The sequence below is a fragment of the Nonomuraea sp. C10 genome, from assembly GCF_008017515.1.
GTDB lineage: Bacteria > Actinomycetota > Actinomycetes > Streptosporangiales > Streptosporangiaceae > Nonomuraea > Nonomuraea ferruginea.
In genome coordinates this window covers 4,057,512-4,076,481 of the sequence record NZ_VPFF01000001.1, presented here as the reverse complement: position 1 = coordinate 4,076,481, position 18,970 = coordinate 4,057,512, and the positions used below count along the sequence as shown (strand labels likewise).

The following is an 18,970-nucleotide window of genomic DNA, read 5'->3' as shown; positions in this document are numbered from 1 at the left end:
CGCTCTCATGGGGCGCCGCCCAGCAGCCGCGCGCACACGTGACACTTGTAGAAGATCGTCGCCACCTCCCGCCAGTCGCGGCGCACCAGAAGCAGCCGCATGGCGGCGTACGGGACGGGCACCTCCAGCTCGTCCATCAGCTCCGCCCACTCGTCCCGGTCCGGCAGCGCCGTGCGCCTGCGGGCCAGCCGGCGCAGCGGGCCCGGCTCCAGCTCAGGGAACTCCGCCGGCGCGGCCTCGGCCAGGTCCACGATCTCCCGGTCGCAGCGCCGGTGGATGTCCGCGATCTCGTCCCGTACGTCGCGCAGCCCCGAGAAGTAGAAGCGCAGCAGCGAACCGGGACCGTCCAGCACGTGGTCGTCCTCCAGCAGCTCGGCCAGCTCATCGGCGAGCCCGGTGAAACGGCCGGCGCGCTCCGGCGGCGGCCCGTCCCGCGCCGGGCGGGGCCGCCTCGGCGGGCGGCGCGGCGGGGACGCCAGGAACATGACCACCACGGCGGCGACGAGCGCCAGCGTCACCACGACGATGGCGGCGATCAGCCAGATCAGGACCGTCCCGGCCGTGCTCACGGTGGCGGAGACGATGCCGCCCACCGCCTGATAGCGGATGGCCGCCCACAAGAACGCGGCCGCCGCCCCGCAGAACGCCAGGAGCTTCGCCAGCCGCCAGCCCGACCGGGTGCCGATGAACGCCAGCACCAGCGCGAGCACCAGCGCCACGATCGGCCGTTCGAGGAAGGAGAGCACGCTCTCCCACCTCCACTCCACGGGCCGCCCGGTGGCGGCGTGACTCAGCCCCATCCACACCAGCGCCGCGACGGCGGCGGCCAGCAACACCAGTTTGAGCAGGCAGGACTCGCTGACGGAAGCCAGCACCACCAGGATCACGGCGACGATGACGGCGGTCAGCGGATCGGCCAGCCCCTCCCACACCCCAGCCATGGCGCACCCCGTTGACGGATACCCAGATTGTGGGCTCGCCGGGGGGCCCGGACAAGACGGCTGCTTCGTCAGAAGGCGTAGCGGATCCGGCAGAAGGGCAGGCGCTCATCGATGAGATCGGTGAGCGCGGCTACGTACCGGCCCTTCTGGCCGGTGCGGTAGCGGACGTTCCAGCCGCCCGTCTGCGAGCGCTTGGGCTGCTGCAGGTCCGGCCGCCACAGCACCTCCTCGGCCTTCGGATGCCAGCCGAGGTTGACCTCGTGCAGCCGGTCGTTGTGGGTCAGGAAGATCACCTCGGCGGCGAGCCGCTCGCGCGCGGCCGCGCCGATCCCGTCGCCGAGCCGGTCCAGCAGCTCGGCCCAGTCCTCCAGCCAGCCGTCCCTGACCACCACCGGGCTGAAGTTGACGTGCACCTCGTACCCGGCCGCCACGAAGTCGTCGATGGCGGCGATGCGCTCGGCCACCGGGGAGGTGCGGATGTCGAGCAGCTTGGAGTCGGCCTCCGGCATCAGGCTGAACCTGATCCTGGTGCGCCCGCGCGGATCCCAGCCGAGCAGGTCGCGGTTGACGTACTTGGTGGCGAAGCTGGCCTTGGCGTTCGGCAGGTCCCGGAACAGCTCCACCAGGTCACGGACGTTCCTGGAGATCGTCGCGTCCACCGAGCAGTCGGAGTTCTCGCCGATGTCGTACACCCAGGCGTGCGGGTCCACCTGGTCCGGCTCGGGCTTGACGCCCTGCCTGGCGGCGTGCCTGGCGAGATAGCCGGTGATCTTGTCGATGTTGGCGAACACCGTGATCGGGTTGCTGTAGCCCTTGCGGCGCGGCACGTAACAGTACGCGCACGCCATCGCGCAGCCGTTGGCCGTGGACGGCGCGACGAAGTCGCTGGAGCGGCCGTTCGGGCGGGCGGTCAGGGACTTCTTGGTGCCGAGCACCAGCGACTCGGTCTTGATCCGGACCCAGCGGGCGACGTTCGCCTCGTCGCCGTACAGCTCGGGGATGCGGTCGTGCCGCTCGACCTCGACCAGCTCGGCACCAGGGAAGCGGCCGAGTATCTCCCGGCCGCGCGGCAGCTCGGCGGCGGCGGGCTCGAAGTAGATACGTCGGATGTCGAGAAGGTTGTCGCCCACTCCCGTACAACGCCGTGACTCAGCGTCGTCTTCCCTGGTCAGCGAGCCCTTGCGAGAGGATCGGTCCGGCGGTCAGAACGCCTCCCGCAGCTCCCGCTTGAGCACCTTGCCGCTGGCGTTCTTGGGCAGCGCGGCGACGAACCGGACCTGCTTGGGCGTCTTGAACGGAGCCAGCCGGCCCCGCAGGAACGCCACCAGCTCGTCGGCGGTGAGGCTCGCGCCCTCGCGCAGCACGACCGCGGCCGTCACGGCCTCGATCCACCGCTCGTCCGGCACCCCGAACACGGCCGCCTCCGCCACGGACGGGTGCTGGTAGATCGCCTCCTCGACCTCGCGGCTGGCCACGTTCTCGCCGCCTGTCTTGATCATGTCCTTCTTCCTGTCGACCACCGACAGGTATCCGTCCACGTCCATCACACCCAGGTCGCCGCTGTGGAACCAGCCTCCGCGGAACGCCTCCGCGGTCTTCTCCGGGTCGTTCCAGTAGCCGAGCATCGCGTGCGGGCTGCGGTGCGCGATCTCGCCCACCTCGCCCGGCGGCAGCGGCTCGCCGTCGTCGCCGACGATCCGCGTCTCCACGTTCAGCGCGGGCCGGCCGGCCGAACCCAGCCGGGTCAGCTGCTCCTCAGGGCGCAGGATCGTGGCCACCGGCGCCATCTCCGTCTGCCCGTAGAAGTTGAACAGCCGCACCTCGGGCAGCCGGGCCGCGATCTCCTTCAGCACCTCGACCGGCATGATCGAGGCGCCGTAGTAGCCCTTGCGCAGCGACGACAGGTCACGGCGGTCGAAGTCGGGGTGGCGCAGCAGCCCGATCCAGACCGTCGGCGGGCAGAACAGCTTGGTGGCCCGCTCCGACTCGATCGCCGCCAGGATCGCCGCCGGGTCGGCGCCGGGCAGCACGATGTTGGTCGCCCCCAGATAGATCCCGGGCGTGAGGAAGCAGTGCAGCTGGGCGCAGTGGTACAGCGGTAGCGCGTGCACCTCCACGTCGTCGCCGCTCATCTCGCCGTCGACCACGCACGTCACGTACTGGGAGATCAGGCTCCGGCTCGACAGGGTCGCCCCCTTCGGCCGGGACTCGGTGCCGCTGGTGTACATGAGCTGGATCGGGTCGTCGTCGCCGATCTCCACCACCGGCTCAGCGTCGTCACCGTGCGCCATCCAGTCCTCGACCGGCTCCCAGCCGTCCCGGCCCGCCCCGATGACGCCGCGCACCGCGACCCGGTCGCTCACGGCGCCCTCGGCCACCGGCAGCAGCGCCTCCTCCACCAGCATCCCGGACGCGCCCGCGTGCTCCAGGATGTACGCGACCTCCTCCGGGCCCAGCATGAAGTTGATCGGCACCGAGATCGCGCCCAGCCGGGCCAGCGCGAAGTAGGCCACCACGAACGCGTGGTCGTTGTGCGAGAGGATCGCGAACCGGTCGCCCTTGCCCACGCCCCGCGAGGCCAGCGCGTTGGCGGTGCGGTTCACCGTACGGTCGAGGTCGGCGTAGCTCTGCCGCAGGTCGCCGTAGATGATGGCGGTCTTGGCGGGATAGCGGGCCGCGGAGCGGCGCAACAGGTCTCCGATGGCATGCTGGCGAGTCGTCATACCGGACATCCCTCACTTGGCCGAACTTCGTTCGGGAATCCTAGCCTTCGCCGGCCCGAGGTTCACGAAGATCTTTCACCAGGATCCGGCACACGTCGGGCACCTGCTCCACCCGCCCGCCCGGCAGGTAGATCCGGCGCGTGGTCGGCACAGGAGGATGCGGCCACTCCACGTAACCGAGCCGCCTGTAGAGCGGCCACACCCGGCGGTTGCGCGGATCCACGCCCAGCGCCACCCGGTCGTGGCCGAGCTCGCGTAACCGCCGCTCGGCGGCGCCCATCAGCCGGGTGCCGATCCGCTGGTTGCGATGCTCGGGAGCCACCTCCAGGTGGGTCAGCAACGGCACGCCGGGCAGCCGCTCCCGCACCTCCGGCTCCTCGGCCGGGTCCAGCCACAGGTACACGTCCCCGATGGGGGTGAACCCGTCCCACGCGACCAGCAGCACCCCGTGCTTCTCCCGCTGACCCGCCAGCCGCTCCCGGAAGTACGGCTCCTGCCCGAGGGAGTTGACCAGGGCGACGAGATCCCCGTGCACGGCAGCTCGGATCCGGACATGCAGCATGACTTCTACAATCAAGCGGCGAAACGGCGGGCAACCAGCTTATCGCGGTGATCTGTCACAAAAGGACGAAACAGACAGCGGATCGCCGCCCGGAGGTCACGGCGCGCCCCGGCCGGGCGTGGCGAGATAACGCAACGCCTGCTCGACGGGCCTGCCGCGGGGCAGCAGCTCCACGAACTCCCGCCACACCTTGCTGTCGGCCCGCCACCTGTCGAGGTATCCGAGACAGAGCTCGGGACTGATCAGGGCCAGCCGCCCGCGCGCGGCCTTGAGCGACTCTTCCATCCGCCGCCGCTCGTCCGGGCTCACCCGGGCCCGCGGCAGGCGGTCGAGGATGCTCTCGATGAACAGGCGGCGCCTGGCCAGGAACTCCGTCCAATGCCGCAGATCGGCCTCCCGCAGGGTCCTGCCCTCGTCGAGCAGCCAGAACACGCCCTCGGCCAGCACGTCGCCCGTCTCCTCCGCCCTGGCCCTCTCGGTCGTGCGGAACGGGTCGTAGGGCGCCTGCTTGACCAGGCCCGTGACGGCGAGCGGGCGCAGCCCGTCCTCCTTCAGCAGATAGAACCAGTCCTCGTTGTAGACGTCCGGGAAGAACGCGACGTCGCGCACCGTCTCCACGACCAGCGCGCCGCCGCCGACGAAGGTCTCCTGATGCCCGCCGACGGCGCGGAAGGCGTGGCACACGACCGAGTTGTCCGGGAACCCGCCGATCGACAGCCCGGCCGCGTCGAAGTCGTCGAGCAACCCGGCCGCCCTGCGGAGGTCGTCAGGCGCTCCCACCTCGATGTCGTCGTCGAGGAACACGATGCGCTCCCAGCCGGCCATCCTGGCCAGCGCCAGCGCGAAATTGCGCTTGGCGGCCGTGTCGGTGTGCCGTCTCAGCCTCGGGGGGAGCGCGGTGGACGTCTCGAGCGCGGGCAGCCGCGCCGCCGACCTCGCGGTGAAGTCGATGGCGATCACGTCGGCGCCGGGAGCGGCCCCGGCCCGCACCCGCTCGGCGCTGGTCCACCTGCCGCTGCACAGCACGACCAGCGGGCAGCCCAGGACCTCCGCCAGATGGGAGGCGTGCCGGAGGTAACGGCTCGGGCGGGCGGTGGGCACCACGATCGCGTCGATCCTGGCCATGCCCGCGGGCGCGCCGGTCGCCTGGAGCAGATGCCGGTGGGAGGGATGGTGATGCGACGCCGGCGAGGTCAGCCGGGCCATTCGACCAGCCTCAGCTCGTCGAGCGTCCAGTCGGGGGTGATGACCTTGCCGTTGACGACGCGGACCTTGCTCAGCAGCGCGTAGGCCTCGTGGCCGCCGAAGCGCTCCTGGAGCCAGGCGGTGTTGCGGTCCCTGAACTTGACGTCGGTCAGGGCCCGCGCCACCCCGAGCGTGCCGCGGCCGTACATGCCGTTGCAGATCGTGAGCGTGCACTCGGCGTTGTAGGGGTTCTCCCCCCGGTAGAACAGCGCCACGTCCTCGCGCAGCCGCCCGCCGCTCAGCTTGGGATGGAAACGCCGGTCAGAGGAGGAGAAGTAGGGGCCGTGCTCGCCGTCCCAGTCGTTCACCTGCTCGACCGGAAGCCCGAGGTCCTGGAAGACGTTGGTGGTCAGGTCGTTCCAGTCGACGCCGCCGAGCAGCACCAGATGAGAGGTGAGGTCGTCCGGCTCCAGCTCGTCCGGGGTGTGGCGGCGGACCTCGCTGGCAGGGTTGAAGGCGCGGATGTGGCCGTGCAGCTCGAAGAGCGCGTCGAGGTCGGCGTAGGTGTAGAGCTCGATGTGGTGCGGGTCGTCGGGATCGACGTAGGGCATGCGCGCCAGCCACTCCCCGGGAAGCCGCGCGCAGACGATGACGACCTGCTTGCCGTCGTCGAACTGCCACGGGTTGACGACCGCGCTCGACGGTCTCTGGTCCAGGGCGGCCGAGCGCAGGTCGAGCAGCTCCTGCAGGAGCTTGTCGCGCAGCTGTGACTCCTCCGCGGTCAGCTCGTCCTCGGCGACCGGGACGAGGTCGTCGTCCCTGAGCGAGCGGCGGCTGCAGAAGATCAGCGCGTAGGCCTCCAGGCGGGAGACCGGCGGCACCTTGGGGTTGCCCTCGTTCTCCCACGACGAGATGAGGGGCACGCTGACGTTGAGCGCCTGGGCCAGCTGCGGCTGCTTGACTCTCCTGCCGGGCCACTGCTGAAGGCGCAGTTGCCGGAGCCGGTGCGCTAGGGCCTGGCCGGAATCCGCCATGAGGACACCCCCATCCGAGGTTCAACACCTTAAGTAAACCTCTACCCACTGCCGGGGGCGAGGGCATACACGCAGGCCAACACCGAAACTTCGAGGCCGCATCGGCGAAGCGGCCATTCTAATCCACAACGACTTACCCAGGAGAGGGATTAATGCATCAAAGGGAGGGCAAGTCTTCAGTCAGGGGCTGAAGATTTACTGAAGTTCAGACGGGGATTCAGATGACGATCAGAGACCCTCCGGCGAGACCGCGCCGCCCGGGCGAGCATCCTCACGAACAGGCGTCACTCCCCGGAGTGCCGCACGCTCCAAGGCCCCTCGATGCCGAACCACAGGGACCCCACCATGTTCGTCACCTCTGCCCTTCCCGCACTCATGGAAACGATCGCCAGCCCTGAGGGCGTCGCGATGGCCCGCGGCCTCCTCTACCTCCTGGCCGTCCTCGCCGGCTGGACCGTGATCTCGGCCGTCCGCCGGCTCGGCAAGGTCGTCACCGCGCTGTTCCGCGCGTCCCTCATGGTCGTCGCGCTGGCCGCCGTCGGCACGGTCGCCGTCGTGCTCATCGCGCAGCTGGCGCTCATCCTGGAGCTCAGCTGACGGCCGTACGGTGAGATGGGCGCGAAGACGGCGCCCATCTCTCACGCCAGGGCGGCCAGCCGCCGGTACGACTCCAGGCGGTCGTCCAGGTCGTAGGTGTTCATCGTCACCAGGACCTCGTCGGCGCCCGTCACCGTCACCAGGTCGCGCAGCCGCGTCGCGACCTCGTCCGCCGTCCCGCTGATCTGGCCCTTGCGGGCGTCCTCCAGCAGCGCGCGCTCGCGCTCCGGCAGGTCCATGCGCAGGATCTCGCCCGGCGGGCGCAGCGGCGGGAACACGCCGCGTACCCGCGAGTGCGCCGTCGACCACGCCTCCGGCACCTGCAGCAGCGCCGCCTGCTCGGCGGTCTCGCCGACCGCGATGTTCGCCGCCACCATCACGTACGGCGCCGCGCTCCACTCCGACGGCCGGAACGCGGCCCGGTAACGGGCGGCGGCCCCGGCCGGGGCTCCGCCGCCGATCACCAGGGGGAGGCCGTGCGCGGCGGCGATGTCCGCGCCCGCGCCCATGGCCAGCACGAACACCTGCGGGCGCAGGCCCTCCGCCGGCAGCGCGTGCACCCCCGGGTACGCGTCCTGGGCGCCGGTGAAGAAGCCGAGCAGCTCCGCCAGCTGCCCGGAGAACCCATCGGCGGCCTCCCTGCCCTGGCCGAGAGCCTTGCGGATGCCGCCGGTGAACCCCACCGACCGCCCCAGGCCCATGTCGATCCGCGCCGGATGCAGCGACTCCAGCACGCCGAACTGCTCGGCCACCACCAGCGGCCGGTGGTTGGGCAGCATCACGCCGCCGGTGCCCACCCTGATGCGGGAGGTGGCCGCCGCGACGGCCGCCGCCAGCACGGTCGGCGCCGACCCCGCCACGCCGGGGACGCTGTGGTGCTCCGACACCCAGAACCGGTGGTAGCCGAGCTTTTCGGCCTCGCGGGCGAAGCGCACGGTGTCGCGCAGCGCCGACGCGGGCGACTGCCCCTGCCGGACCAGCGAACGGTCGAGGATCGAGAGCGGTGTCATATCCCGGTGCAACAAGGGCGGGCGGGAAATGGTTCCTACTCGCCGTAGAGCCCGATCGACCAGCGGACGGGGCGGTGGGGATGACCGCCGTCCACGGTGATCCGAGCGGTCACCACGACCCGCTCACCGGGCCGCGTCTTGTGCTCGCTCATCGCCAGCGGGAACGGGCCGGACCGCCACACGACGCAGCCGCTGCCGTGGCCCACCCCGCCGTCGACCGTGATCTCGAACCGGAGCCGCTCGGCGAGGTCGCCGGCGCAGATCTGGTCGAGGCCGAAGGACCGCCCGGTGGCGTCGAACTCGAACCGCACGGTGTCGTCCGCCGGCCACATCCCGGTCCGCGCGTCGAGGAGCGGCCGGCCGCCGAGCCTGTCCGGCAGGTCCTTGACCGGTTCCGGCCGCACGGGCGCGTCCGGCGGCGTCCAGGCGTAGACGCCCAGCGTCCAGGTGCCCTCGGTCCGCGGCACGGGCCGGCACGTCCCACCCCGCACCACGCAGGCCGTGCCGGTGGTGGTCGTGTCGAAGGTGACGCTCACCTCCCGGGCGCCGGTGGGCACCGTGAGCGGCTGGAGCGCCCGATTGGCCGAGCAGCGGCCGAAGCCGGGGCCGCTGGAGCGGCCGTCGACCGCGACGCGCACGCCGGTGTTCACCTGGAGGTCGCCCTCGCACACGGCCGCCACGTCGAGCCGCTCGCCGGTGACCGGCACCCGCACCGTCGCCCGGTCCGCGCCGCCCGCCCGGATCGTGGTGACCGCCACGCGCCGGTACGCGGTGCCGTCCGGGGCGGTGAACCGCTCGGGCAGCTTCGCCGCCGGCCGCACGGCGACGGTGGTCTCCGGCTCCGCCGGGCCGGGCATGACCGCCGCACCCAGCACCACGGCGGCGGCCACCGCCGCCCCCGCCGCCACGCCGGCCGTCACCCGTCTGCCCAGGCGGGCCCTGCGGACGCGCGCCAGGACCTGCTCGTGGCGCGACGGATTCGCCGGAGATGGGCCGTCGGCCCGCTCGCGCAGCGCGTCCCGGAGATCCTGAACGGTCATGACCGCAGCTCCTTCATGATCGACTCGTTCACCCGCAGCTTGGCCAGCGCCTTGGCCGTCTGGCTCTTGACGGTGCCGGTCCCGCAGCCGAGCAGCGCGGCCACCTCGGCCACCGGCAGGTCCTCGTAGAAGCGGAGCACGATCACCGCGCGCTGCCTGGCCGGCAGCCCGCGCACCGCGCGCCACAGCTCCGCCCGCTCCCCGGCGTCGTCATCCCGTACGGGGAAGTCCGGCAGGCTCGCGCTGGGCACCTCGGCCCGCCACCTGCGGCGCCACCAGGAGGTGTAGGTGGTGACCAGGACGCGGCGGACGTACGGCTCCGGCTCGTCCACCCGCGGCCAGGCGAACCACGCCTTGGTCAGCGACTCCTGCAGCAGGTCCTCGGCGAGGCCCCAGTCGCCGGTCAGCAGGTACGCGGTGCGTAACAGCCGGTCGGACCGGGCCACCACGAAGTCCTGAAACATGGCTCTATCCGCCACGGGATGCGCCTCCCCATCAGAGCGTTGCTGACGGTACAGACGCGATGGGACGACGACCCGGTTGCCCGGCGGCGCTCAGGCGCGGGTCACGGTGAACGGGACCAGCTCGCCGAGACCCCGGACCGACAGCCGGTCCACCGCCCGGAGCTGGAACGCCCGGTCGTCCTCCAGCTCCTCGGCCGCCTGCGGGTCCGCCAGGATCGTCCCCGGCAGGGCCAGCGCGGTCAGGCGGCTGGCCAGGTTGACGGTCGTGCCGAAGACGTCGCCCATGCGCCACACCACCGGCCCGGCCGCCAGGCCCACCCGCAGCTCCGGCATGCCCCGGCCCTTGGCGTGCGTCTCCACCAGCCGCAGCCCGATGTCGGCGGCCACGTGCGACTTGTCGGCCACGAACAGCACCGAGTCGCCCAGCGTCTTGACCACCCGGCCGCCGTGGGAGGTGACGATGTCGGCCGAGCGGCCCTCGAACCTGTCGACCAGCGCGGCCAGCTCGGTCTCGGTGATCTGCCTGCTCAGCCTGGTGAACCCGACCAGGTCGGCGAACCCGACCGTGACCCGTACGGCGCTGAGGTCCTGGACGGCGAGCCGTCCCGCGGCGGCGGCGAGCTGGCGCCGCCAGGCGTAGACCAGCAGCCCGGTCAGGTCGGGCACCACCCGCTCGGCCCGCCGGCGCCACGCCCTGGGCCGCTCGGCCAGCGGCACCCCCGCCTGGTCGAGCTCCTCGGCGCCCAGCTCGGCCTGCGACTCGGCCAGCCGGGCCGTCGCCCGCCCGAGTGAGCGGGCGATCAGCAGCATGTGCTCCTCGTCGTAGAGGCCGTCGCTGACCATGCCGAGCAGGGTCCTGAGCGCCTCGACGTCGGAGTCGGTGAACTCCACCGCGTCGTCGGCCACGTTCGCGAAGCCGAGCGCCCGCCAGAACCGCCGCGCGCGGTAGACCGGCACCCCTGCCATCTCGGCCACCTGGTGGCTGGTGTAGCGGCGGGGCTCGCGCAGGAACGCCTCGGCCACCGACTCCTCCCCAGCCACGGCTGCAACATAACACTCTTTACCCGGATTGCGCCGCCGGCACCATTCACTCTTCCAGCAGTGCGCGCAGCGCGGGGCGCTCGTCGGCCGGGACGTAGTCGACGTAGTAGTCGTACATCGTCTCCCGCGACAGCCGGGCCGCCAGCGGCCCGTCGCCGGCGCGCACGGCGTCGAGCACCTCCTCGTGGTGCCGGATGCTGCGCCGCATGAGCGCCACCCGGTCGTCCGACGAGGCGATCTTGCCCGCTATCAGGTTGAGCACGATCGACCGGACCACGCCGGTGCTGATCTCGATGAGCTTGTTGCGCGAGGCCCGCGCCACCGCGTCGTGGAAGGCCACATCGGCGGCGCTGAACTCGTCGTAGCTGACCTCGGCGGCCCGGCGCATCCGCTCGATGGCCGCGTCCATCTCGGCGAGCTGCTCGTCGGTGCGCAGCCGCGCCGCGAGCAGGTTGGCCGACGCGTCCAGCACCATCCTGAACTGCACCAGCTCGCCCAGCGACAGCTCGTCCACCCGCGCGAGCGTGGTCATCGACTTGTGCAGCGCGGCGGGCGAGAACGGCTGCACCTCGGCGCCGTTGGGATCCCCGGGCCGCGACTGGACCAGCCCGCGTGCCTGCAGCACGCGCAGCGCCTCACGCACCGTGGAGCGGCTCACCGAGAACTGCGCCATGAGATCGCGCTCGCTCGGCAGCCGCTGGCCCGGCGTGAGCGCCCCCGTCTCGACGGCCTCCTCGATCTGCTCCACGATCCGCTCGTAAGCGCGTACGGTCCGCACCGGCTCGAACCGTGGACCACCCATTGAAGCCCCCTTGACCTGAGCCGTAGCGGACTGGCAATGTGCAGCCTACTGGTCAGACCAGTGCACTAGCCAGGAGGCTGAAGGACATGAGGCGAATCGGGACCTGGATCGCCGCGGGCGGTCTCCTGTTGAGCATCGCCGCCTGCGGCGGAGGCGGCGGATCCGAGACCGCGGGCGGCGAGCAGCAGGCCCCCCAGGCGCAGACGTTGTCGGTCGGGTTCGTGGCCGAGCCGGCCAACCTCGACTTCACCTCGACCGAGGGCGCCGCCATCCCGCAGGCGCTGCTGGTGAACGTCTACGAGGGCCTGGTCAAGCTCGACCAGGACGGCAAGATCGTCCCGCTGCTGGCCGAGAAGTGGGAGGTCTCGGACGATCTGAAGACCTACACCTTCACCCTGCGGCCTGACGTGAAGTTCACCAACGGCGCGGCCTTCACCGCCGACGACGTGGTCTTCTCGTTCGAGCGGCTGAAGAGCGACTGGAAGCTGAAGATCACCTCCCAGCTCGACGTGGTGGAGAAGGTGGAGAAGAAGGACGACGCCACCGCGGTCGTCACGCTCTCCAAGCCGAGCAACAGCTTCCTCTACACGATCGCCACCCGGCTCGGCGCGATGTTCAGCCGCACCGGCGTCTCCGACCTGGCCAACACCCCTGTCGGCACCGGCCCGTACAAGCTGGGCGAGTGGCGGCGCGGCGACCACATCCGCCTCGACTCCAACGACGGCTACTGGGGCACCAAGCCGCAGATCGGGTCCGTGACGCTGAAGTACTTCAAGGACGCCACGGCGATGAACAACGCGCTGCTGACCGGCGGCATCGACGTCATCTCCGCGGTCCAGGCGCCCGAGTCGCTGCAGCAGTTCGCCGACCCCAACCGGTTCGAGACCATCGAGGGCACCACCAACGGCGAGGTCGTGCTGTCCATGAACAACGGCCGGCCGCCGTTCGACGACAAGAAGGTGCGCCAGGCCGTCCGCCACGCCATCGACCACCAGGCGCTGCTCGACACCGCCTGGGCCGGGCGCGGCCAGCTGATCGGGTCGATGGTGCCGCCGACCGACCCGTGGTACGAGGACCGCACCGGCGACTACCCGTACGACGTCGCCAAGGCCAAGGAACTGCTGGGCGGCAAGACGTACGACGTGAAGATGCGCATCCCGAACCTGCCGTACGCGGTCGCCAGCGCGCAGGTCGTCAAGTCGCAGCTGGCCCAGGTCGGCATCAACGCCGAGATCGAGCCGCTGGAGTTCCCGGCCCGCTGGCTGGACTCGGTGTTCACCAAGGCCGACTACGACCTGTCGATCATCAACCACGTCGAGCCCCGCGACATCCGCATCTTCGCCGACAAGTCCTACTACTTCCGCTACGACAACCCCGAGTTCGGCAAGCTGCTCGCCGCCGCCGACGAGGGCACCGAGCAGGAGCAGACCGACAACTACAAGGCGGCGGCCAAGCTGCTGTCCGAGGACGCCGCGGCCGACTTCCTGTTCGGCTTCCCGAACCTGATCGTGGCGAAGAAGGGCGTGACCGGCCTGCCGAAGAACGCCATCTCCGAGTCCTTCGACTTCACCGGTCTCGCCAAGCAGTGATCCTGTACCTGCTGAAGAGGGCCGCGGTGTTCGTCCTGAGCGCCGCGGTCGCCGGTGTGCTGGTGTTCTCGTTCATGGCCGTGCTGCCGGGCGACCCCGCCGAGGTGGCGCTGGGCGTGAACGCGACCCCCGAGGCGGTGGCCGAGCTGCGCGAGCAGTTCGGCACGGACCGTCCGGCGGCGGCCCAGTTCTTCGACTGGTTCGGCGGGCTGGCCACCGGCGACTTCGGCACCTCGTACGTGACCAGCTCCCCGATCGGGGAGCAGATCAACGACCGGCTGGGCGTCACCGCCGTGCTGGTGGGCGGCGGCATGCTCGTGGCCCTGCTGATCGCGGTGCCGGCCGGCACCTTCGCCGCCGTGCACCACCGCAACCCGCTCGGCGTCGCCATCAGCGCCTTCAGCCAGGTGGGCATCGCGATCCCGGCGTTCCTGGCGGGCATCCTGCTGGTGTTCGTGTTCGCGGTGCAGGCCCAGGTGCTGCCGTCGGGCGGCTACGTGCCGCTGGCCGAGGACCCCGTCGAGTGGTTCCGCGGCCTGCTGCTGCCGTGGCTGTCGCTCGGCCTCGTGCAGGGCGCGGTGCTCACCCGCTACGTCCGCTCCGCCGTGCTGGACGTGATGCGCGAGGACTTCCTGCGCACCGCCCGCGCCAAGGGACGCGGCCGGATGGGCGCGCTGTGGCGGCACGGGCTGCGCAACGCCTCCGTCCCGGTGGTGACCGTGCTCGGCCTGCAACTGGCCACGCTGCTCATCGGCGCGGTCGTGGTGGAGCGGGTGTTCGTCATCCCCGGCCTGGGCGACCTGCTGCTCAACGCCGTCGCGGGCCGCGACCTGCTGCTCGTCCAGGGCGTCGTCATGGTCCTGGTGCTGGCCGTCCTGCTGATCAACTTCCTGGTCGACGTGGCCTACGCGGCACTCGACCCCCGGCTGCGGGGGGCACGATGAAGGGCCGGCTGAACGCGAGCCTCGTCAGCGGCGCCGTCCTCGTCGGGCTGGTCGTGGCGATGGCGCTGGTGTCGTTCGTGTGGACACCGCACGACCCGGTGCTCGTCGACGCGGGCAACAAGCTGCACGGCCCCGGCGACGGCTACCTGCTGGGCGCCGACAAGTTCGGCCGCGACACCTTCAGCCAGCTCATGGTGGGCGCGCGCACCACCCTCTACGTCGGCATCGTGGCCGTCGGCATCGCCGCGCTGCTCGGCACGCCGCTCGGCGTGATCGCCGGCATGACCCGCTGGCGCTGGCTGTCGGAGCTCGTCATGCGGGCCAACGACCTGGTGTTCGCGTTCCCCGCGCTGCTGCTGGCCGTCATGCTCGGCGCCGTGTACGGGGCCGGCACGCTCACCGCGATGATCGCCATCGGGGTGGCGACGGTGCCCGCCTTCGCCCGGGTCGCCCGCGCCGCGACCATGCAGGTCATGGTGACCGACTACATCCTCGCCGCCCGCGCCGCCGGCCGCCGCCGCCTTCCCGTGGCGTTCCGGCACGTGCTGCCGAACATCGGCTCGATGCTGATCGTCCAGGCGTCGGTGTCGTTCGCCATCGCCATCCTGGCCGAGGCCGCGCTGTCGTTCCTCGGCTTCGGCACCCGCCCGCCCACCCCGTCGTGGGGGCGCATGCTGCAGGAGTCGCAGGAGCTGCTGTTCTCCACGCCGCGCCTGGCCCTGTGGCCCGGCCTGGCCATCGCGCTGGCCGTGCTCGGCTTCAACCTGCTCGGCGACGGCCTGCGCGACTACCTCGACCCCAAGCTCAGGAGGATCCGTGCTGAGCGTTGAGGGCCTCACCGTGCGGGCGCACGCGGCCGAGCTCGTGCACGACGTGTCGTTCCGGATCGGGCCCGGCGAGCGGGTCGGCCTCATCGGCGAGTCCGGCTCCGGCAAGTCGCTGACCGCGCTGTCGCTGATGGGCCTGCTGCCCGAGGGCGTCACCGCCGCCGGGCGGGCCCGCCTGCGCGACCGCGACCTGGTCGGCGTGCCCGAGTCGCGGCTGAAGGACCTGCGCGGCCGGGCCATGTCCATGGTGTTCCAGGAGCCGATGACCGCGCTCAACCCGCTCATGCGGGTCGGCGCCCAGGTCGCCGAGGTCATGACCCTGCACGGGAAGCCACGCGAGCAGGCCCGCGCCCGCGCCGTCGAGCTGCTCGGCCGGGTCCGCCTGCCCAGCCCCGAACAGGTCGCGCGCGCCTACCCGCACCAGCTCTCCGGCGGCCAGCGCCAGCGCGTCATGCTCGCCATCGCCCTCGCCAACGAGCCCGAGCTGCTCATCTGCGACGAGCCCACCACCGCGCTCGACGTCACCGTGCAGAAGCAGATGCTCGACCTCATCGCCGAGGTGGCGCCCGCGCTGCTGTTCATCACCCACGACCTGGCCGTGGTCGCCTCCGTCTGCGAGCGCGTCCTGGTCATGTACGGGGGACGCGTCGTGGAGAGCGGCCCGATCCGCGAGGTGTTCACCAGGCCCCGCCACCGCTACACCGAAGGCCTGCTGGCCGCCTCCAAGCTGACGCCGCGCGGCACCCGCCTGCCCACGATCAAGGGCAGCGTCCCGCCCGCCGGCCAGTTCCCCGGCGGATGCGTCTTCCGCAACCGTTGCCCGCACGCCGACGTGACGTGTGAGAAAGTCCCGGCGCTGACAGGAGAGGGCCATGCCCACGCATGCTGGCACCCCGCTGATCGAGGTTAGCCACCTCACCCGCGTCTACCAACGGCCCCGCACCTCGCTCACCAAGCCGGGCGGAGCCGTGCACGCGCTGCGCGGCGTGTCGCTGACCGTGCACAAGGGCGAGCGGTTCGGCATCGTCGGCGAGTCCGGTTCCGGCAAGTCCACGCTGCTGCGGCTGCTGTGCGGGCTCGACCAGCCCACCGCCGGCTCCATCCGGTTCGACGGCCAGGAGATCACCGGCCTGCCCGAACGGCGGCTGCGCTTCCTGCGCCACAGCCTGCAGATCGTGTTCCAGGACCCGATGAGCTCGCTCGACCCGCGCATGCGCGTCCGCGACCTCGTCGCCGAACCGCTCGTCGCGCTCGGCGAGCCCGTCGGCGGCCGGGTGGCCGAACTGCTCGACGAGGTGGGGCTGCCCGCCGCCGCCGCCGACCGCTACCCGCACCAGTTCTCCGGCGGCCAGCGCCAGCGCATCGCCATCGCCCGCGCGCTCGCCCCCCGGCCCAAGGTGCTCGTCGCCGACGAGCCCGTCAGCGCGCTCGACGTGTCCGTACGCGGGCAGATACTCAACCTGATGGCCGACCTCGTCGACGAGCACGGCCTCACCCTCGTCTTCGTCTCGCACGACCTGTCCGTCGTCCGCCACGTGTGCGAGACGGTCGCCGTCATGAACGACGGTGAGATCGTGGAGACCGGCGCCGTCGACGACATCTGGATCGAGCCGAGCCACCCCTACACCCGGGCGTTGCTGCGGGCCGTACCCACCCTGGAGGGATTGCTGTGATCGAAGTGGACGCGCAGGGCGTCGTCGAGTTCACCCGGGCGCTGGTCCGCGTCCCCAGCACCAACGACCCGGCGCGCGGCCGCAACGAGCAGCCCGCCGCCGACCTGGTGGCCGCCAGGATGCGCGAGTGGGGCTGGGAGCCGGTCGTGTACGAGGCCGCCCCCGGCAGGCCGAACGTGGTCGCCGTGGTCGAGGGCGGCGGCGGCGACGGGCCCACCCTGATGTTCGAGGGCCACACCGACGTCGTCACCGAGGGCGACCTGTCGGAGTGGACCGTGGACCCGTTCGGCGGCGAGATCCGCGACGGCAAGCTGTGGGGGCGCGGCAGCGCCGACATGAAGTCCGGCCTGGCCGCCACGCTCTACGCCACCCGCGCGCTGCAGCTCGCTGGACCGTTCCCGGGACGGATCAAGGTGTGCGCGCTGGCCGACGAGGAAGGGCTCATGATCGGCGCCCACCACTTCGTCGACCAGGGCCTGGCCGCGGACGTGGACGGCGCCATCGTGGCCGAGCCCGAGGCCGGCGAGATCTGCGCCGTCGCCAAGGGCGCGCTGCGGCTGCGCGTCGACTTCACCGGCAAGATGGCGCACGGCGCGATGCCGCAGCACGGCCGCAACCCCGTCCAGGCCGTCGGCGCGCTGCTCACCGGCCTGCGCGAGCTCCAGGCCGAGCTGCAGAAGCGCTTCCCCGCCCACGAGCACCTCGGCGAGGTGTACGTGACCCCGACCGTGGTCCGGGCCGGCAGCGAGGAGCAGGTCAACGTCATCCCCGCCACCGCGTCCGTCTTCGTCGACGTGCGCACCATCCCCGGCGTCGGCCACCAGGACGTCGCCGACCGGGTGGCCGAGCTGGCCGCCTGGGACGGGATCGCGTCCGAGGTGAGCATCCTGGTGGACCGGCCGCCGGTGGACGTGCCCGTCTCCGACCCGGTGGTGGCCGCGCTGGCCGCCGCCCACCGCGACGTCACCGGTGAGGAGCCCGTCTACGGCGGCGTCCCCGGCTCCACCGACGGCACCGTGCTCACCCACTGGGGCGGCGTCCCGTCCGTCGTGTACGGCCCGGGCGGCAAGTGGATCGCCCACCAGGCGGACGAGTACGTCGAGGTGGACGAGATCGTCCGCTGCACCCGGGTGTTCGCCGAGGCGGCCAGGCGCTTCCTCACCCGGAACCTGACGTGACACCGGGTGCCACCAACTCCCTGCTGGACGTGGCCGGCCTGCGCGTCGGCCACCACCACAGGGCGGGCGGCGGCTACCGGACCGGCACCACCGTCGTGCTGGCCCCCTCGGGCGGCATGGTCGCCGGGGTCGACGTCCGCGGCGCCGCCCCCGGCACCCGCGAGACCGAGCTCCTCGACCCGCGCAACCTCGTGGAACGCGTCCACGCCATCGTCCTGACCGGCGGCAGCGCGTACGGCCTCAGCGCGGCCTGCGGCGTCATGTCCCGCCTCGCCGACGCCGGCGTCGGCTTCCCCGTCGAGGGCGGCGTCGTCCCCATCGTCCCCGCCGCCGTCATCTACGACCTCGGCCGCGGCGGCGCCTTCCGCGCCACCCCGGACGCCGCCTTCGGCGAAGCCGCCCACGACGCCGCCCTCCACCCCGCTCCCTCTCGCACGGCGACCCCGGCCACCGGCGTCAAGCCGGCCCGCCCGGCCGCCCCCGTCACGGGCCACGGCACCCTGCACGCCGCGCCCGGCGCTTCTCCCTCCGCGCGGGCCTCCTCGGCCGCCGACGTCGAGCCGGCCAGGACGAGCGGTGTCGCGCCTGCCGGCCCCGCCGGTGGTCCGTACGTCGCGTCAGGCGGCGCTGCTGTGTCCGCGCGGGGCTCCTTCACCTCGGCCTCGGCCGCCGATGGCGAGGCGGGCGCCGCGTCTGGAGGGGCGTGCGGGGTGAGCGCGGCGGGGCATGTGAGCGGGTCCGTCGGCGCGGGCGCGGGTGCGGTGGCCGGAGGGCTGGCCGGCGGGGTGGGGACCGCGAGCGTGATCCTGCCCTCCGGGGCCACCGTCGCCGCGCTGGCTGTGGTGAACGCCGCCGGGTCGGTGCTCGATCCAGGAAGCGGCGCCCTGGCCGGGGCCAGGTACGGGCTGCCCGGCGAGTTCGACCACCTGCGGGAGCCGAGCGCCGAGGAGACCGCCGCGTGGCGGCCGTCCGGGGTGACCTCGCTGAACACCACGATCGGCGTCGTCGCCACCGACCTGACGCTCACCAAGGCGCAGTGCGCCAAGCTGGCCGCGGTCGCGCACGACGGCCTGGCCCGCGCCATCCGCCCCGCGCACACCATGGTCGACGGCGACACGATCTTCGCCGTCGCCACCTGCGCCCTGCCCGCGCCGGGCGGCGAGCAGCGGGTGTTCGGGGAGCGGGCCGGGAAGGACGAGCCGCCGGGGGCCGAGCTGCACGACCTGCTCGCCGCCGGGGCCGACGTGTTCAGCCGGGCCGTGGCGCACGCCGTGCTGGCCGCCACCGGCAGGGAGGGCGCGCCGGCCTATCTCGACGTGTTCCCGAGCGCGATGCGTACGTCATGAAGCACACCAAGGGG

Annotated in this window: 19 protein-coding genes; 8 read left to right on the top strand and 11 right to left on the bottom strand. The window is 72.1% G+C overall.

Annotated features, from left to right (window positions below):
- Positions 1-5: 5 nt before the first annotated feature.
- The 6 genes from FR742_RS18735 to FR742_RS18710 all read right to left on the bottom strand — a co-directional run bounded on the left by FR742_RS18735 (position 6) and on the right by FR742_RS18710 (position 6,445).
- Positions 6-941, bottom strand: coding sequence for a hypothetical protein (locus tag FR742_RS18735; RefSeq protein WP_148032138.1), 936 nt, complete (start codon positions 939-941; stop codon positions 6-8).
- 68 nt (positions 942-1,009) lie between these two features.
- Entirely contained in the window at positions 1,010-2,071 is a 1,062-nt protein-coding gene (locus FR742_RS18730) for a spore photoproduct lyase family protein (protein ID WP_222708971.1), read from the bottom strand.
- A 72-nt stretch (positions 2,072-2,143) separates the two neighbouring features.
- A complete protein-coding gene (locus FR742_RS18725) occupies positions 2,144-3,664 on the bottom strand; it encodes an acyl-CoA synthetase (RefSeq protein ID WP_148032136.1) in 1,521 nt (506 codons plus the stop codon).
- A gap of 40 nt (positions 3,665-3,704) precedes the next feature.
- Positions 3,705-4,226 (bottom strand): GNAT family N-acetyltransferase, encoded by a 522-nt coding sequence (locus FR742_RS18720; protein ID WP_148032135.1) that lies wholly within the window; start codon positions 4,224-4,226, stop codon positions 3,705-3,707.
- A gap of 96 nt (positions 4,227-4,322) precedes the next feature.
- Entirely contained in the window at positions 4,323-5,432 is a 1,110-nt protein-coding gene (locus tag FR742_RS18715; protein WP_148032134.1) for a hypothetical protein, read from the bottom strand.
- Positions 5,420-6,445 carry a helix-turn-helix domain-containing protein gene (locus FR742_RS18710; protein ID WP_148032133.1) on the bottom strand — a complete coding sequence of 342 codons (1,026 nt, stop codon included), beginning with the start codon at positions 6,443-6,445 and terminating at the stop codon, positions 5,420-5,422. The genes FR742_RS18715 and FR742_RS18710 overlap by 13 nt, the downstream gene beginning before the upstream one ends.
- 345 nt (positions 6,446-6,790) lie before the next feature.
- Here FR742_RS18710 and FR742_RS18705 point away from each other — a divergent pair, with 345 nt between their 5' ends.
- A complete protein-coding gene (locus FR742_RS18705) occupies positions 6,791-7,042 on the top strand; it encodes a hypothetical protein (RefSeq protein ID WP_148032132.1) in 252 nt (83 codons plus the stop codon).
- Positions 7,043-7,083: 41 nt separating this feature from the next.
- Here the strand turns inward: FR742_RS18705 and FR742_RS18700 are convergent, their stop codons facing one another.
- The 5 genes from FR742_RS18700 to FR742_RS18680 all read right to left on the bottom strand — a co-directional run bounded on the left by FR742_RS18700 (position 7,084) and on the right by FR742_RS18680 (position 11,399).
- Positions 7,084-8,052, bottom strand: a complete 969-nt coding sequence (locus FR742_RS18700; RefSeq protein ID WP_148032131.1) for an MsnO8 family LLM class oxidoreductase — start codon at positions 8,050-8,052, stop codon at positions 7,084-7,086.
- Between the two features lie 35 nt (positions 8,053-8,087).
- A complete protein-coding gene (locus FR742_RS18695; protein WP_148032130.1) occupies positions 8,088-9,092 on the bottom strand; it encodes a hypothetical protein in 1,005 nt (334 codons plus the stop codon).
- Positions 9,089-9,556, bottom strand: a complete 468-nt coding sequence (locus FR742_RS18690; RefSeq protein ID WP_148032129.1) for a SigE family RNA polymerase sigma factor — start codon at positions 9,554-9,556, stop codon at positions 9,089-9,091. The genes FR742_RS18695 and FR742_RS18690 overlap by 4 nt, the downstream gene beginning before the upstream one ends.
- Before the next feature lie 90 nt (positions 9,557-9,646).
- On the bottom strand, positions 9,647-10,597 hold the full coding sequence (locus FR742_RS18685) for an adenylate/guanylate cyclase domain-containing protein (protein WP_261808617.1): 951 nt from the start codon (positions 10,595-10,597) through the stop codon (positions 9,647-9,649).
- 46 nt (positions 10,598-10,643) lie between these two features.
- On the bottom strand, positions 10,644-11,399 hold the full coding sequence (locus FR742_RS18680) for a FadR/GntR family transcriptional regulator (RefSeq protein WP_148032128.1): 756 nt from the start codon (positions 11,397-11,399) through the stop codon (positions 10,644-10,646).
- 86 nt (positions 11,400-11,485) lie between these two features.
- Between FR742_RS18680 and FR742_RS18675 the strand changes: the two genes are divergently transcribed.
- The 7 genes from FR742_RS18675 to FR742_RS18645 are packed head-to-tail and all read left to right on the top strand — an operon-like array spanning position 11,486 to position 18,956.
- Entirely contained in the window at positions 11,486-12,988 is a 1,503-nt protein-coding gene (locus FR742_RS18675) for an ABC transporter substrate-binding protein (protein ID WP_148032127.1), read from the top strand.
- Positions 12,985-13,932 carry an ABC transporter permease gene (locus FR742_RS18670; RefSeq protein WP_148032126.1) on the top strand — a complete coding sequence of 316 codons (948 nt, stop codon included), beginning with the start codon at positions 12,985-12,987 and terminating at the stop codon, positions 13,930-13,932. The genes FR742_RS18675 and FR742_RS18670 overlap by 4 nt, the downstream gene beginning before the upstream one ends.
- Positions 13,929-14,762 carry an ABC transporter permease gene (locus tag FR742_RS18665; protein WP_148032125.1) on the top strand — a complete coding sequence of 278 codons (834 nt, stop codon included), beginning with the start codon at positions 13,929-13,931 and terminating at the stop codon, positions 14,760-14,762. The genes FR742_RS18670 and FR742_RS18665 overlap by 4 nt, the downstream gene beginning before the upstream one ends.
- On the top strand, positions 14,749-15,669 hold the full coding sequence (locus FR742_RS18660; RefSeq protein ID WP_148032124.1) for an ABC transporter ATP-binding protein: 921 nt from the start codon (positions 14,749-14,751) through the stop codon (positions 15,667-15,669). The genes FR742_RS18665 and FR742_RS18660 overlap by 14 nt, the downstream gene beginning before the upstream one ends.
- Complete coding sequence (locus FR742_RS18655; protein ID WP_187281205.1) at positions 15,632-16,432, top strand: ATP-binding cassette domain-containing protein; 801 nt, start codon at positions 15,632-15,634, stop codon at positions 16,430-16,432. The genes FR742_RS18660 and FR742_RS18655 overlap by 38 nt, the downstream gene beginning before the upstream one ends.
- Positions 16,429-17,610, top strand: a complete 1,182-nt coding sequence (locus FR742_RS18650) for a M20 family metallopeptidase (RefSeq protein ID WP_261808616.1) — start codon at positions 16,429-16,431, stop codon at positions 17,608-17,610. Before FR742_RS18655 ends, FR742_RS18650 begins: the two co-directional genes overlap by 4 nt.
- The gene (locus FR742_RS18645; protein ID WP_261808615.1) at positions 17,607-18,956 is read left to right on the top strand and encodes a P1 family peptidase; all 1,350 of its coding nucleotides are present in this window, start codon (positions 17,607-17,609) and stop codon (positions 18,954-18,956) included. The genes FR742_RS18650 and FR742_RS18645 overlap by 4 nt, the downstream gene beginning before the upstream one ends.
- Positions 18,957-18,970 lie beyond the last annotated feature (14 nt).